Source organism: Emergencia sp. (assembly GCF_048465375.1).
Taxonomy (GTDB): Bacteria; Bacillota; Clostridia; order Peptostreptococcales; family Anaerovoracaceae; genus Senimuribacter.
On the sequence record NZ_DBFWLQ010000010.1, the window covers coordinates 113,279 to 128,723 of the forward strand.

Consider the following 15,445-nt stretch of genomic DNA (forward strand, 5'->3'; position numbering starts at 1 on the left):
CAGCAATATTTTCGAAATGAATGAGCAAACGTATTTTGCCGGAATCAAACACTGTTTTGTTTGATTCCCAAAATACTGCGAGCGATTTTCAGAAAATATCTGCTCCTGCGTCTGCGAACCTTGCAAAATAGGGTCATTTATTCTCATCATACTTCAGCACTGCGGTAAAGGCTTCCTGTGGCACTTCCACCTTACCGAACTGGCGCATACGCTTCTTTCCTTCTTTCTGCTTTTCCAGCAGCTTCTTCTTACGAGAGATGTCGCCGCCGTAGCACTTGGCGATAACGTCCTTGCGATAAGCGCGCACTGTGGAACGGGCGATGATCTTCTGACCCACAGCGGCTTGAATCGGCACCTCGAACTGGTGCATCGGAATGATTTCCTTCAGCTTATCGCAGACGAATTTACCGCGGGCATAAGCCTTTGATTCGTGAACGATCATGGAGAAGGCGTCCACCAGATCCTTATTGAGAAGCACGTCCAGCTTCACTAGCTGAGACTTCTCGTAGCGGATGAACTCGTAGTCCAGGGAACCGTAGCCGCGGGTCTTTGACTTGAGCGCATCGAAGAAATCGTAGATGACTTCGTTGAGCGGCAGTTCGTAGTGTAGCTGGACTCTGGTTTCCGCCACATATTCCATGTGGAGCATCTTGCCCCGTCGGTCCTGACAGAGCTCCATAATAGCGCCTACATACTCTTTTGGTATCATAATATCTGCCTTTACAATCGGCTCTTCAATGTGGTCGATCAAAGTCAGATCCGGCAAGTTGGTCGGATTCTGAATCATTTCTTCCGTGCCGTCATTCATGACGACCTTGTATACGACACTGGGCGAAGTGGTGATAACCGCCAGGCCGAACTCTCTTTCCAAACGTTCTACGATGATTTCCATGTGCAGCAGGCCTAGGAAACCACACCTGAATCCAAACCCCAAAGCAGTTGAAGTCTCCGGCTCAAACAGAAAGGCAGCGTCATTGACTTGAAGCTTTTCCAGCGCGTCCTTGACACCTTCATACTTTTCTCCTTCTGCCGGGTAAATACCGCAGTAAACCATGGACTGTACTTTCTTGTATCCTGACAGAGCCTCTTCTGTCGGATTCTTGTCCAAAGTCACCGTATCGCCCACGCGGGCATCTTTGACCTGCTTGATGGACGCACAGATATAGCCTACTTCGCCAGCTCGCAGGAATTTGGTAGGAACATGGCCCGGAGCCATGACGCCGACTTCTGTCACTTCGTATTTCTTGTTGGTACTCATCAGACGGATCACGTCTCCCACCTTGACTTGTCCATCAAAGATTCTTGCGTAGATGACGACACCTTTGTAGTTGTCATACACGGAGTCGAAAATCAAAGCCTTCAGCTTTCCATGCTCGTCCCCTTGTGGCGCAGGGATGGTCTTTACCACAGCTTCCAAAAGGTCCCCTATGCCGATACCCTCTTTTGCCGAAACCAGCGGAGCCTCCGAGGCATCGATGCCGATCATCTCTTCGATTTCCTCTTTGGTCTCATCAGGCCGTGAACTTGCCAGGTCGATTTTGTTCAGGCAAGGGAGGATTTCCAAATCTTCATCCAAAGCCAGATACACGTTGGCCATGGTCTGTGCTTCCACACCCTGGGTGGAGTCAACGACAAGAACGGCTCCCTCACAGGCAGCCAGACTTCTCGAAACCTCATATGTAAAGTCTACATGACCCGGCGTGTCTATGAGGTTGAAGATGTACTCATTGCCATCTTTTGCCTTATAGACAAGCCTGGTGGTCTGCAGCTTAATTGTAATGCCTCTTTCCCGTTCCAGATCCATATTGTCCAGAAACTGCTCTTTCATGTCCCGGTGGGCAACCAGCCCGGTATTTTCAATAATTCTGTCTGCCAATGTGGATTTGCCGTGATCTATATGCGCTATAATGCTGAAATTCCTGATATATTTCTGATAATCCATAATTACCTCTCTTTTTACATACGTATTCAATCTATATTTTATAGCAAACAGCCCTATTTATCAATGAAATTTTCTAATCTTTCTATGACAGGTACATGACTTGCGTCAATTTGGGCGCACTGTCTGTCTACATGGACCAGCGATGCGGTCCCCAGCAGAAAGACAACAAACAAAACAATGGATTTTCCAAAGGTCTTCAAGCTAATCAACTCCCCTTCAGTGCTTTTGCCAGAATTTTGCCGTAAACCTCGGCACAATTTCTGACTTCCTTTATATTATTCCTGTTATTGCCCATTTCTATAAGTATGGATTTTCCAGAGAGCTCTTGATTATACCAATACGGCCGTTCCAGTATTTCTCCCGTGTATCCGTCAAAATCCTTTGCAATACCGTTCAGCTTTCCGAGGAAGCTGCTGTTGGCGCTGTAGGTCTCTGTCGTGTTGCTGATGACATAAGAATAGACAGCGCAGGTTTTGCCGTTTACCGTCTGTACCGGACCTGCCTCCGTTCCCGGCGTCGCGTCCCTATGTAAATCTATGATACATTCGATAGACGGGTACTTTTTCAAAAGTGCTTTTACCGTCTCAAAACTTCGCGTATAAGAATTATCATAGGACGGGTTATCATGGAGCGTCTTATCGTGAATGACGGCGATTCCCGCATCCTCCAAAGTGGCCTCCAGCACGTTTCCTGCGTCACGAACCGTATTTTCTTCCTGCAAAATATGGAAGTTCCCCTGAGATGAAGGCAGATAGCTTTCTGTCGCATGGGTGTGGTAAATCAAAACCTTTGGATCGCCATTTTTCCCCTTTTTGGTCGACTTTGTGACCGGTTCTTCGGTTTTCGCCTTATCCTTGGAATCCGTGGTCACGGCATTCCCCGCCGGTTCGGATTTCTGGTCGTCATCTGCGACGATATCCATACACGGCAGGCTGCTTTCCAGGCACATGGCAGTAAGATTGTCCCCACTGACCGCTGTGCCTGCCATGTCCTTGATCAGCAGCGCTACTGTCACAAGATATATAAACACGAAAAAAACAATTAAATTTTTCTTACTCATACTCCCCCCTGGCAGATCTTCAAATAATCCTTTAAGAGTATATGCCAGGGTGAAGAGTGATATTAATGGCTTTTGCGATAATGTCCGAGAAATATTTTATGACGATATCGATATCCGTAGATGTGACAACCATGTCGAAATCCCTGCCGGACAGATAATTACTGACCTGGTTCTCAGGCACGTGAATCTGATCCATCGCTTCCATAATCACGGTCTTGGAATCGATCACTGTAGGCACACCGATGGCGATCACCTTGGTGCCCAAAGTCTCTTCATTGAGCTGCTTTCTCATATTACCCATGCCTGCTCCTGGAGAGATACCCGTATCGCTGATCTGAATGGTGGTGCTGACCCTGTTGATGTTTCGGGCCGCCAGGGAATCTATGGCGATCACTACGTCGGGTTTCGTCATATCCACAGTCTTTTCAATCAGTTCTGCGGTCTCCATTCCGGTGGTAGCTGTGACGCCGGGAGCCAGACCGCAGACATTTGACAGTTCCTGATCACCATCTCTGTCAAAGATTTTAAACAGATGACTGGTAATCTTCACCTTCGATACGGTATTCGGTCCAAGGCTGTCCGGTGTCACTTTTTCATTGCCGAGGCCGACGACCAGAACCTTCAGATAGTAGTTGTGCTTGACAAGCTTTGACAACTCGCCGGCCAAAGCCTTTGCAGCCCGTTCTATGATGCCGTCTTTTTCGTCGATGACGCCATCCACTTCCATGGTCACATATCTGCCGCAGGGCTTTCCCAATATGATCTCACCCTTTGGATTGACGATATCTATGGTGGTCACTCTGATGTCTTCATCAATTTCCTCTTTATTCACCACGATGCCGTCGTCCATTTTCGGTTTTTTTCCCGCCTCTGAAAGATTTTCTACGCCTTCAACGGCAAGGTCTGTCCTATATTTCATTTTTCTCTCTCCTTTTTCAAAAATTCCCTTGCAAAACAACTTGTCTTCGTATATACTAAGATGTGCGAATTTAGCTAAAAAAATGCTAAAAATTTATATAGTGGGGTGAACAATTATGGCAAACATTAAATCCGCAAAAAAAAGAATCAAAGTCATCGACAAGAAAACAGCTAGAAACAGAAGAGTAAAAGATCATCTTAAGTCAGTTCTTAAGAACTTTGACAACGCATTAGAAGAGAAAAACTTCGAATTGGCTGCAGAAAAACTTACTTTAGCAGAAAAGAAGTTAATGCAGGCTGCTGCCAAAGGAACGATCAACAAAAAAGCTGCTTCTAGAAAAATTTCCAGACTGGCAAAAAGATTCAACGCTGCAAAAGCAGCTAACTAAGTCTCACCCGTCCCCACCGGTGTATAAGTTAAATACACAAGCGAGAGCTACAAAAACGATGGATGTGTCTCCCATCGTTTTTTCTTTACCAAAAATAATCAGAAAGGACTGATTTTATGTCATTACATATCGGAGCCTCTAAAGGACAAATTGCAAAAACTGTCTTAATGCCTGGCGATCCACTGCGGGCGCAGTTTATCGCGGAAAATTTTTTAGAAAACGCCGTTCGGTATTCTGAAATACGCAATATGTACGGTTACACCGGTACTTACAAAGGGGTACCAGTATCCGTCCAGGGCAGCGGCATGGGCATGCCGTCTATGGGCATCTATTCCTGGGAACTCTTCTCAGAATATGAAGTAGAAAACATCATCAGGATCGGCACTGCCGGCGCTTTCCACGAAAGTATCAGCGTGGGAGACATCCTGGTCACCCTTGCCACTTCCACAGATTCAAACTATCAGCATGCATTTCAGATTCCCGGACAGTATTCTCCTTCCGTCAGCTTTGAGCTGCTGACAAAAGTCATGGATGCAGGCCGCGATACAGGTATTCCTTTCAAAGCCGGCAATACGGTTTCCTGTGACGTGTTCTACGAACTGGGCGGCCAGTGGTGGAAGCAGTGGGCATCTATGGATGTACTCGCCGTAGAGATGGAAGCAGCGGCACTCTACATGAATGCCGCCTACAAAGGAAAAAACGCTCTAGCCATGATGACCATCAGCGATCACTTTGTAACCGGCGAAAAAGCCACCGTGGCAGAACGTCAAAATAAATTTACCGATATGATGAAACTGGCGCTGGAAGCTGCTGTCCAATAGCTGCTTCTACATGAACGGCATCAGCTTATCATAGAGCTCAGATTCAATATCAACAAGCCGGCTGGCAAGATCCACTTCTTCCTGACCGGCTTGTTCGTATTCGTTCATATACTTATTCAAGGACTGGATGCCCATATTACACCCGTCGGCCAGCAGCTTAGCGATGTGGCTGTCGTCGTCATCCATCATCATTTTCACTTCCGTGGTGAACCACATCATCGCTTTGGCCATTGTCGGCGGGTCTTTCTCGTCCCGGCCATGGTCGTTGAGTAATTGGTGACATTCGTCCCCGACCTTGACATGCTTCTTATTGTATTTATCAATTAGGGCTTTCAGCTTCTCGTCTTTGATAAAATCCATCACTTGACCGAAGCTGTCTGTTGCATTCTTACATCCTGAATTGACTTCTTTCAAAAGTCTGACACTATCTTCATTCATCAGTTTTCCCTCCTTTTTTCTTAGTATGCGCATTGAAAAACAAAAAAATACTGCTCCGGCCTTGCCGAAACAGCATTTTGCTCAAAAAAGGATTACAGGGAGCCGGGAAGGCTCCCACTGTAAGGGGGATTAGCAAGTTTAATCAAATTAAAATTGCTTTGCAGTATGTTGTGTGTGTGTTGTGTGTCGTGTGTAAATAACTCATTGCGAATTATTTAACTGCATTATAGACTACGGCGGTTATTTTTCAGTTATCTCACAGTCATACGGCTCCATGTCTTGCTTCAAAATCTGATGGTTCGATTCTCACCGCTTTATGTATGATGCCAAAGGCTTCTCCCCGCTTATTTTTTTCGAAATACTTTTTAATTCTTTCTGCTATAGTCAGAGTGTTTTCTTCCGTCACATCTTCAAAGATTACAGCAAACTGCCAAGGCGAGACTCTGGCAAAGACGTCACCCTGCCTGAGGCCGAAAGACAAGGCTTCTCCTAAGATTCGCATGTGCTTTTTTCTCTCTTTTAAATCAACAGTAACGCCCCTTCTGGCACCCAAGGTGTAGACGCACAGAAAAGCATCTTTTTGTATTCGTTCAAGGCGTCTTGCGGTGAGCCTGTAAATCTGTTTAAACTCCCCATATTCCACATAGAAGGTAGCCATATAATTCCGAATCTCGGTGAAACCTTCCGTCAGCTCCTCTGCACTCAAATTTTTCTTCGGCCGCTGCTTCATCAGTTCTTTGTATGCTTGTTCGAATTTTGTATCCGGTACCGTACCATATTCCTGCTGCATCAGTTCTTTGACCCTTAAGTACATGTCAGACGCCGCACTGTAGTTCTCCAGAGCTGTATAAGCCCTGATCATATAATAATAGTAATCTTCCGTATAGGGCTGGATTAAAAGCGCATTTCTGCATATCTCGACAATCTTCTGGTGATTGCCTTCTTTACTTAACAGATCTGTGCAGGATCGCACGACAGACAGGTACATATCTCCATAGTGAGTTTGGATCGATGCGGCCCAAGGATCCCTGCGGGCATCGTGATGCAGATTCCCCTTATAGCATTCTACTGCCTGCAGAAGATAATCCAGTTTCTTATCGTCAGAGAGACCCTGCTCCTGTGCCAATTCCAGATATTTCTCAAATTCATAGACGTCTACAGTATAAGGCATATCGTCATTAAATGCATAAGAGCCGCTGACACTGAGGATGACCTGTTTGCCAGGCAGAAACCCCAAGGAATCGATTTCCTTTCGAAGCTTAAAAATCAGCCCTTTCAAAGAATTGGCCGGATTCGAAACCTCCATATCAGGCCAGAGCATTTCGATCAATTCATCCTGCGAAAGCTTACGGCTGCGGTTTAAAAGAATGTATTCAAAGAGTACCCACATCTTATTGGACTTTGTCTTTGACTCATTTACACCGATTACCTTCTCTCCATATCGTATCTCAAGGCCACCCAGAACCTTAATCTCAAACTTTTCACTTCCGGCCATTCTATTTCTGCTCCTCCTCCATCAACTACACAACATCACCAATTAATTATCACACATATTATTTCAATCTTTTTGCCAGCGCTTTTTTTGCCGCTTCATGATCACCCATCCACGGCCCTCTGCCATGTTCATAATACATATAAGACTCGTCGCCTTTTCCTAGAATCATAAGACAGTCACCTGCTTCTGCCGTATTCACCGCCGTTTCTATGGCCTCATATCTGTCGCCTATGAAGAGAGCCTTGCCTTCTGGAATGCCGGACATGATCATCTCAGCAATGTCTTCTGCCCTTTCGTCTCTAGGGTCCTCTTCCGTAACGAAGACTTTGTCACAATATTTTCCCGCAATCTGTCCCAAAACCTTACGCTTCACCTTGTCTCTTTTTCCCGCACAGCCGAAGACAGCGTAAATCTTTTTACCATTGCTGATTTCCTGTCCGTACTGGAATACTTTTTCAAATCCGTCAGGGGTATGGGCATAATCCACGATGACATGAAAATCCTGTCCCTCATCGATGATTTCCATTCTGCCGTCAATTTGGGAAATCTTCGTCAAGAGCGGCAGCATTTCTTCAATGGCCATCCCCATCTGGTGCATTCCCGCCATGGCGCCCAGAAGATTATAGAGGTTATACAAGGCCACCAGGTTGGTTTTGACAGCGTAGCGCTTTCCTGCGTGCAGTAAATCAAAAGCCGAGCCGTCAGGAGCCAGCTTCACATTCTCCGCCCTGTAGTCGGCATCAGCATTTACGCCATAGGAAACGTATCTGCAGCTGACGCATTCTGCCAGACCCTCAAAGCTGATGTCATCGGCATTGAGCACCGCCACACCGTCTTTCTTCATATTTTTGAACAGGATTTTCTTCGCTTCAAAATAATTTTCCATCGTTTTGTGGTAATCCAGATGGTCGTAGGTCAGATTAGTGAAAATCGCCACATCAAAATCTACCGCATCCACTCTGCCCATGGCAAGACCGTGAGAACTGACTTCCATTGCCACGCTTTCCATGCCGTAATCCGCCATGGCTTTCAAGTTTTCGTGAATCTCCAAGGCGTCTGGTGTGGTCAGGTTTGGTGTTTTACTCACATCTCCATATCTGACAGCAATGGTCCCCATATATCCACAGGGTTTATGATAAACGTCACTGATAATACTGGTGGTGGTCGTCTTGCCGTTGGTGCCCGTAACGCCAAAGACGGTCATCTTGCGGCTGGGATGTCCGTTAAACAGGTCACAGATTCGATTCAGTTCCCGGTTCACGTCCTCTACCTTTATATATGATACGCCGTCACACTGTTCCAAATCCTCAGAATGAACTACCGCAACAGCTCCGGCCCTGCATGCGTTTTCAGCAAAGCGATGGCCGTCTGCTTCCAGTCCTTTCAGACAAAAAAATAAATCCCCCTTCTTCGCTTTTCTTGAATCTATACAAAGCCCCTGAATTTCAATCTCTGGCTTTCCGGCAAACATCTCTGATAAAAGCATATCCCGCCTCCTAATATTTTTTAAAGTTCTACAACTGTTTTCATTATAGTATTTTCCCCACCACATGTCAAAATAAAACTGCAATCTGTTATGCGTTCAACAGATTGCAGCTGCAAAATTATGATCTTTTTGTTTTCTCTGTTGGCAGCAAAGGGTTGACGTGTACCATACAATGCTTGACAGCCGGAAAGCTTTCTTCCACCGCGTGATGCACGTTCTCTGCAATTCTATGGCCTTCAGTCAGTGGCTGATTGCCATCAGCAGCGATTTCTACATCTACATAAATCTTTGCCCCGAAGAGGCGGGTCTTGATTTCGTCAACTCTTGCAACACCCTTTTGACCGGCGATGACAACTTTCATATCCCTTACCACTGCTTCCGGTACGGATTTGTCGACCATCTTATCCATCGCGTCTCGAAAAATATCGAAGGCTGCTTTTTCGATTAAAATGCAGATGACGATACTGGCCAAAGGGTCCAGCACCGGATAGCCTAGCCTGGCTCCTAAAATACCTACAAAAGCGCCTGCTGATGATAGAGAATCGGATCTGTGATGCCAGGCATCCGCCATCAAAGCGCCTGAATTAATCCGTTCGGCCGCTTTTCTGGTAAACCAATACATCCACTCTTTCACGATGATAGAAATTACGGCTGCTCCCAGGGCTAGTCTGCCGGGGATTTCTATCCCGTCTTCACTGAAGTGGAGGATTTTTACAACGCCTGTATAGCCGATGCCAAAGCCTGTGGCCGCAAGGACGACTGCCAGTACCATGGCCGCCACGCACTCCATTCTTTCATGCCCATATTGGTGTTCCCTATCAGGTTTTCTGCCCGACAGGCTGACGCCGATCATAACGATAATTGTGCTGAATACGTCTGACGCCGAATGCACGGCATCTGAAATCATCGCACCGGATCTGGCTATGATTCCGGCAAGAAGCTTCATTACGGATAATAAAATATTCACAACGATGCTGATGGCAGAAACGCTCATCACAAGCTGATGGGCTTCCGCTGCATCGTAAATCTTTGCTCTGTTTTTCACCATTACATTCCCCCATAATTATCCTATTCATGCAGGGGGAATTTCGTTACAAAAGGCTGTTAATCTGCTGCCTTGATCGGTCCGTCATATTTGAAGGCAGGCATCAGTTCCAGTTTGAACTTATTCATTCTCCGTTTCTGGTCGATCTTTGCTTTCACTTCCGCATCTTCACAGATACCGGTGCGAATGTAATTATCGAGTACCGCATAGGTAAATCCCAAGTTTTCTTCGTCTGTCAGTCCAGATAGGCCGTCGATCGGGGTCTTATGGACCAGCTTCTCCGGCAGCCCCAGTTCCATGCCCACGGCTTTGACCTCCTGCACGGTTAAGCGCGAAAGTGGACTGAAGTCTCCCGCCGCATCTCCATATCTAGTCGCATAGCCCACCCAATCTTCTGACAGATTACAGGTATTGGCGACGCGGCCGTTCATGGACTGAGCGACGGCATAGGTCGCCGCCATGCGCAGCCTGGCCGGAAGATTGGTCACGGTCTGTTTTGATACGTCCTTAGGCAGTTTCTTTTCTATTTCGCCCAACATGCCGTCAAAACTCTCTTTGATATTGATAATAACAGAATCAATTTCCAAATGCGCCACAAGATGTTTGGAAGCATCGATATCGGCTTGTTCTCCGTTAGGAAGCAATACGCCGAAAACGCGATCTTTGCCCAGCGCCTCTACACAGAGCCCTGCTACGACAGAACTGTCTTTTCCTCCGCTGATAGCTACCACTGCTGTACAGTCTTTTCCGTTCACTGCAAAGAAGTCTCTGATCCACTCCACCAGATCTTCCTTGACTTTTCTTGCATCAAATTCGTACATCTATCATCACCTCTACTTTACATGAATCTGACAAGCCTGCATCGCCGCAAGGGCAGTTTGATGGCTCTCAGGTGTTACACCAGCGCATAAGGCGCCTTCTACAGATACGACGGTTTCTGGGAAAGCAGCTTTTAGAATCATCGCGTTTGATATCACGCAGATATCCGTACAGACTCCGCATAGCACAATTTCCTTCGGTGCGCAGCCCAGCTTTTCTACAATCCATTCTGGAAGCTGCAGACTGCCAAAGACCGGTTTATCCAGTATCTCTTTTTCCTCTGCATACGCCCTCAGCTGATCTACAATCTGCCAGCCCGGCGATCCTTTCAGACAGTGGATTACAGGCAGCAATTTGCCCTCCTGGGTTTCCATATAATCGTCACCATGGGTATCTCTCGTAAAAAAGACGGGGTGATCATCCCTCTGATAGGATTCGATCTTTTCAGCGATAGCCTCGATGATACCCTCCGCCTCTCTGTTGGCAAGGGTGCCGGTGACAAAGTCGTTCTGCATGTCGATTACCAGAAGCAGTTTTTCTCTATTCATTGTCAAATCTCCTTTTTCTCCGTCAATTTTATCTTCAGCACTTCTTCTCTTTCAGGGATGGATGGCGCCGCACCTGCCCGCGAAACTGCGATAGCTGACGCTTTTGCCGCAAGGGCAAGGCACTTCTGCGGTTCTTCCCCTCGTATCATGGAAGCAATAAAATAGCCTGTAAAAGTATCTCCTGCGCCTGTCGTATCTACTGCTTCCACATGATAGATCCCCTGGCGGCAGCACTGCTCCTGATCCTGATAGACAGCGCCCTGGCTGCCCAAGGTCAGCACCACTTTCAGCCCGGTAAATCTTTCTTTCAGTCGCCTCAGAATCTCCTCAGGGTCAGAAACGCCCGTGATCTGTTCTCCTTCAATCTCGTTGAGCAAGAACATGGAAATCTTGTGAAAATCGCAGCTATCCAGATTTTGATCATAAGGTGATGGGTTTAAGATGATTTTCATGCCTTTCTCATAAGCCCTGTCGATGATATAAGGGAGTTCATTGATTTCGTTTTGCAGGAGCAAAATATCGTCTTTTTCAAAATTGGACAGTACCTGGTCAACGAAAGCTTTGGTCACGCTCCTGTTAGCTCCCCCATAGAGCAGGATACAGTTCTGACCGTCTTTGTCCACCTGGATGATCGTATGACCCGATTTGCCGGCGATGGTTTTGATGCAGGAGGTGTCTGCACCGCTTCTGGCAACAGCCTCTCGCAGCACTTCTCCTTCTTCGCCAATCAACCCCGCATGGTAAACTTCTGCGCCTGCTCGTGCCAGGGCGATAGACTGATTGAGTCCCTTTCCTCCGCAAAAGACCTCCATCGCTGAAGCTGCCAGAGTTTCTCCCGGCCGCACCATGTGATCCACTCCATAAACATAATCCAGATTCAGCGATCCAAAGTTCAATATTTTCATCATTTCACCCCTCATCGGCAGAATTCACCTGCAAACCATTCTTCGAAAGCTGCTTCATCTACATGGACACAGACGTTCACATTGGGCTCGCGTCCTGGTGCAATGGGATTTACTTTCCCTGCTACAGTTGCACCTTGGGCATACCCTTCTGTCACCATGCCGACATACATCTTCTCGGTCTTGAAAAGTTCCGGCCTCAACATATACGCCATCACACAGGCATCGTGTATCCTGAGTCCCTCCTCAAAGGTTCCGCCGCGATAATGCTCAAACAGAGAATACAGCATATCGCCCTCTTTACCGCTTTCTCTTATCTTCAAAGCCGTATTCTTATGCAGTATGGCTTTATTCGTCACATCTAGCCCCAGCATTGTGATGGGAAGTCCCGACTCAAAGACCATGTAGGCAGCATGGGGATCATTATAAAGATTGAACTCGGCTACTGTGTTGGTATTGCCTCCCGAAAGGCCGCCGCCCATCATGACGATTTCGTCAATCTTTTCTTTTACTTCTGGATACATTCGGAGCAAAATCGCGATATTTGTGTGGGTAGCAAGGGCCGCAAGGGTGATTTTCTCATCGCTGTCCATAATGACTTCCCGCATGGCCTCGACGGAATGCTTTCGTAAAGGCTGTCTCTTTACCTTCGGAAAATCATATCCGTCCATGCCGCTGACACCGTGAATTTCGGGGCAAGGTTCCAGTTTCTTCAGCAATGGCGCGTCACAGCCCCTGGCTACAGGAATATCTGCGTCTAAAAACTCCATCAGTTTCAATGCGTTCTCTGTCGTCTTCTCTACTTCTACATTGGCAGCTACCGTGCTGATCAGCTTCACATTGAGAGCCGCGTTGCGCACGGCGATGGTAATCGCTGCTGCATCGTCAATGCCTGGATCTGTATCGATAATGATATTTCTTGGTTTCATCATAATCTCCTTCTCTTCTCGCATGTTTCTGCGTTTATTGTACCATTTTGTATCAATTTGGGCAATACTATCCCTTTTTTTCGGCGCGGCAGCAGATGCCCTGCTATACGGTTCAGGTCGATAAAGCACGTTTTGTGCTAATACCCTTGCCCCCCCCCCGACGATTTGGTACACTATAGGCAGCAATACGATTGCGATCCAGAAAGGGAGGAAAAAATTATGTATAGCACCCATATCTCCAAGAAAAAACGCACCGTCAGCCTGCTGACCGCAGTCCTGATGGTCCTCACCATGTCCGCCGCCGCGCTGCCCGAAGATGCCTGGGCAGGTGTCGGTGATACTTTTACTGTTGACGGCATCAAGTATACGATCACTGCTGATGATTCTGACAGTCATACGGTCAAAATCAGCGGCTATGAGAATGCCATCTCCGGCGACGTCACGATTCCTGATAAGGTGAAGAAGGACAATAGCGGTACGGAATACACCGTCACCTCCATCGGGACGAATGCGTTTACTGACTGCACCGGCCTCACTTCCGTCACCATCCCGGACAGCGTCACCTCCATCGGGGGGTCTGCGTTTCTTGGCTGCACCGGCCTCAAGTCCGTCACCATCCCGGACAGCGTCACCTCCATCGTGTCTGGTGCGTTTAGTGGCTGCACCGGCCTCACTTCTGTCATCATTGGGAATGGCGTCGACTCCATCGCGAAGCAGGCGTTTTATGGCTGCACCGGCCTCACTTCCCTCACCATCCCGGACAGCGTCACCTTCATCGGGGAGCAGGCGTTTCAGGGCTGCACCGGCCTCACCTCCGTCACCATCCTGGACGGCGTCACCTCCATCGGGAGTGCCATGTTTTATGGCTGCACCAGCCTCAGGTCCGTCACCATCCCGGACAGCGTCATCTCCATCGGGATGAATGCGTTTTCTGACTGCACCGGCCTCACCTCCGTCACCATCCCGGACAGCGTCAACTCCATCGGGGATGGCGCGTTTGGTGGCTGCACCGGCCTCACTTCCGTCACCATCCCGGACAGCGTCACCTCCATCGGGAGGACCATGTTTTATGGCTGCACCGGCCTCAGGTCCGTCATCATCCCGGACAGCGTCACCTCCATCGGGACAGATGCGTTTACTGGCTGTTCCGGCCTCAGGTCCATCATCATCCCGGGCAGCGTCATCTCCATCGGGATACAGGCGTTTTCTGACTGCACCGGCCTCACTTCCGTCATCATCCCGGGCAGCGTCACCTCCATCGAGATACGGGCGTTTCAGGGTTGCTCCAGCCTCAGGTCCATCATCATCCCGGACAGCGTCACCTCCATCGAGAATTATGCGTTTCAAGACTGCTCCGACCTCACCTCCGTCTTCGTCCTCTTCGCCAGTGATCCAAGCGGCAAAGCGATAAATTCTAAAATTATCGGTGCACTCTCCGCCCCTAGCAGCCCCGAATTCTACCGCGGCTGGCGCCAGTTCGGCAATACGGGCGATCTCGCCCTGTCCCTGGTCCAGGGTTCCACCTGCGACCTGGTCAAAGAGATGGACATCACCGACACGGTCTATGAAGGCACAAGCGGCGGCTCACCTGCAACAGGCATAACCCTGCCCTTCACCCTATCGGGGAACACCTCGGCAGGTACCCACATCGACGCAGCAGGCGTCCTCCACACCGCCTCTGACGAGACGGGCACCCTGACCATCGACGCAGGCGGCAGGAAGGCCGCCGTCACAATCACCCCCGTCTACGTCCCGCCTGCCATCTACTACAGTCTGACAGCGGAGGACCTGGCATTCCCTGACCTGCAATACGGCGACAGCCCCCAGTCCCTGCCGCTGACCATCCGCTGCACCGGCAACGCCACGGCTTCCATCAGCAGGGTGGAGACGGACAGCGCCAGCTTCCTCGTTGACGCTGCGGCGGCCAGCCCTCAGGTATCCCCGGGAACCGCCAACACCTCCTACCGCATCACGCCAAAGGCGGGACTTGCTCCCGGAACCTACACCGCCACGGTCACCGTCACCTACGGCTACGGACGCACCGCGAAGGCCGGCCTCACCCTGACCGTGACAGAGGCGGTGCAGGCCGCGCCGGCGAAGCTGACGGCCTCTTCAAAGAGCTACCGCGCAGCCGTCCTCTCCTGGAAGAAGGCGGACCGCGCCGAGGGCTACCAGATCTGGCGCTCCACCTCCAAAAACGGCGCCTACAGGCTGCGCTACTCCACCAAGAAGACGTCCACCGTCAACACCGGCCTCTCTGCCGGGAAGGCATACTACTACAAGGTCCGTGCCTACCGCACTGTCGATGGGAGGAAGATCTACAGCGCCTACACCGCGCCTGCAAAGGTGACGCCGCGGCCGTCCGCCCCGTCCTTCACCCTCAGGGCCGGGAAGGGCAGGATCACTGCCAGCTGGAAGGGCGTCAGCGGGGCCACGGGCTACCGCATCTACCGGGCCGCCGCTAGAAATGGGAAGTTCCGCCTGGTCCGCGATGCCAAAGGCAGCAGCAGGAGCTATACCAGTACCAACCTGAAACGGGGACGCACCTACTACTACAAGATCCGTGCCTACCGCACCGTCAATGGGAAAAAGGTCTACGGCACTTACAGCGCAGTCAAGAAAATTACGACAAGATAACAAATATAAAACAAAA

General features: G+C 49.0%; 14 protein-coding genes. 3 read left to right on the forward strand and 11 right to left on the reverse strand.

From position 1 onward, the window contains the following. Positions 1-133: 133 nt before the first annotated feature. The 3 genes from lepA to gpr form a co-directional block, all read right to left on the reverse strand. Entirely contained in the window at positions 134-1,942 is a 1,809-nt protein-coding gene (gene lepA, locus ACMQ5W_RS08990; RefSeq protein WP_419024884.1) for a translation elongation factor 4, read from the reverse strand. A 205-nt stretch (positions 1,943-2,147) separates the two neighbouring features. Further along, the gene (gene spoIIP / locus ACMQ5W_RS08995; protein ID WP_419024885.1) at positions 2,148-3,002 is read right to left on the reverse strand and encodes a stage II sporulation protein P; all 855 of its coding nucleotides are present in this window, start codon (positions 3,000-3,002) and stop codon (positions 2,148-2,150) included. 31 nt (positions 3,003-3,033) lie between these two features. Continuing rightward, a complete protein-coding gene (gene gpr, locus ACMQ5W_RS09000; RefSeq protein WP_148492592.1) occupies positions 3,034-3,921 on the reverse strand; it encodes a GPR endopeptidase in 888 nt (295 codons plus the stop codon). 115 nt (positions 3,922-4,036) lie between these two features. Between gpr and rpsT the strand changes: the two genes are divergently transcribed. Both rpsT and deoD read left to right on the forward strand, forming a co-directional pair. Then, the gene (gene rpsT, locus ACMQ5W_RS09005) at positions 4,037-4,309 is read left to right on the forward strand and encodes a 30S ribosomal protein S20 (protein ID WP_419024886.1); all 273 of its coding nucleotides are present in this window, start codon (positions 4,037-4,039) and stop codon (positions 4,307-4,309) included. Between the two features lie 116 nt (positions 4,310-4,425). After that, positions 4,426-5,130 carry a purine-nucleoside phosphorylase gene (gene deoD / locus ACMQ5W_RS09010; protein ID WP_419024887.1) on the forward strand — a complete coding sequence of 235 codons (705 nt, stop codon included), beginning with the start codon at positions 4,426-4,428 and terminating at the stop codon, positions 5,128-5,130. A 6-nt stretch (positions 5,131-5,136) separates the two neighbouring features. Here deoD and ACMQ5W_RS09015 read toward each other — a convergent pair whose 3' ends face one another. The 8 genes from ACMQ5W_RS09015 to rihC all read right to left on the reverse strand — a co-directional run bounded on the left by ACMQ5W_RS09015 (position 5,137) and on the right by rihC (position 12,795). Further along, on the reverse strand, positions 5,137-5,568 hold the full coding sequence (locus tag ACMQ5W_RS09015; RefSeq protein ID WP_148492589.1) for a DUF2383 domain-containing protein: 432 nt from the start codon (positions 5,566-5,568) through the stop codon (positions 5,137-5,139). A 262-nt stretch (positions 5,569-5,830) separates the two neighbouring features. Beyond that, a complete protein-coding gene (locus ACMQ5W_RS09020) occupies positions 5,831-7,063 on the reverse strand; it encodes a BTAD domain-containing putative transcriptional regulator (RefSeq protein ID WP_419024888.1) in 1,233 nt (410 codons plus the stop codon). A gap of 58 nt (positions 7,064-7,121) precedes the next feature. Beyond that, entirely contained in the window at positions 7,122-8,549 is a 1,428-nt protein-coding gene (locus ACMQ5W_RS09025; protein ID WP_419024889.1) for a UDP-N-acetylmuramoyl-L-alanyl-D-glutamate--2,6-diaminopimelate ligase, read from the reverse strand. A 118-nt stretch (positions 8,550-8,667) separates the two neighbouring features. After that, positions 8,668-9,597 carry a cation diffusion facilitator family transporter gene (locus ACMQ5W_RS09030; RefSeq protein WP_419024890.1) on the reverse strand — a complete coding sequence of 310 codons (930 nt, stop codon included), beginning with the start codon at positions 9,595-9,597 and terminating at the stop codon, positions 8,668-8,670. A gap of 56 nt (positions 9,598-9,653) precedes the next feature. Continuing rightward, on the reverse strand, positions 9,654-10,415 hold the full coding sequence (gene nadE, locus ACMQ5W_RS09035) for an NAD(+) synthase (protein WP_148492586.1): 762 nt from the start codon (positions 10,413-10,415) through the stop codon (positions 9,654-9,656). Between the two features lie 12 nt (positions 10,416-10,427). After that, a complete protein-coding gene (locus ACMQ5W_RS09040) occupies positions 10,428-10,961 on the reverse strand; it encodes a cysteine hydrolase family protein (protein WP_419024891.1) in 534 nt (177 codons plus the stop codon). Between the two features lie 2 nt (positions 10,962-10,963). Further along, positions 10,964-11,869 (reverse strand): ribokinase, encoded by a 906-nt coding sequence (locus tag ACMQ5W_RS09045; RefSeq protein ID WP_419024892.1) that lies wholly within the window; start codon positions 11,867-11,869, stop codon positions 10,964-10,966. 8 nt (positions 11,870-11,877) lie between these two features. Then, positions 11,878-12,795, reverse strand: coding sequence for a ribonucleoside hydrolase RihC (rihC, locus tag ACMQ5W_RS09050; RefSeq protein ID WP_419024893.1), 918 nt, complete (start codon positions 12,793-12,795; stop codon positions 11,878-11,880). 216 nt (positions 12,796-13,011) lie between these two features. Between rihC and ACMQ5W_RS09055 the strand changes: the two genes are divergently transcribed. Next, positions 13,012-15,429, forward strand: a complete 2,418-nt coding sequence (locus tag ACMQ5W_RS09055; protein ID WP_419024894.1) for a leucine-rich repeat protein — start codon at positions 13,012-13,014, stop codon at positions 15,427-15,429. The last annotated feature ends 16 nt before the right edge of the window (positions 15,430-15,445 follow it).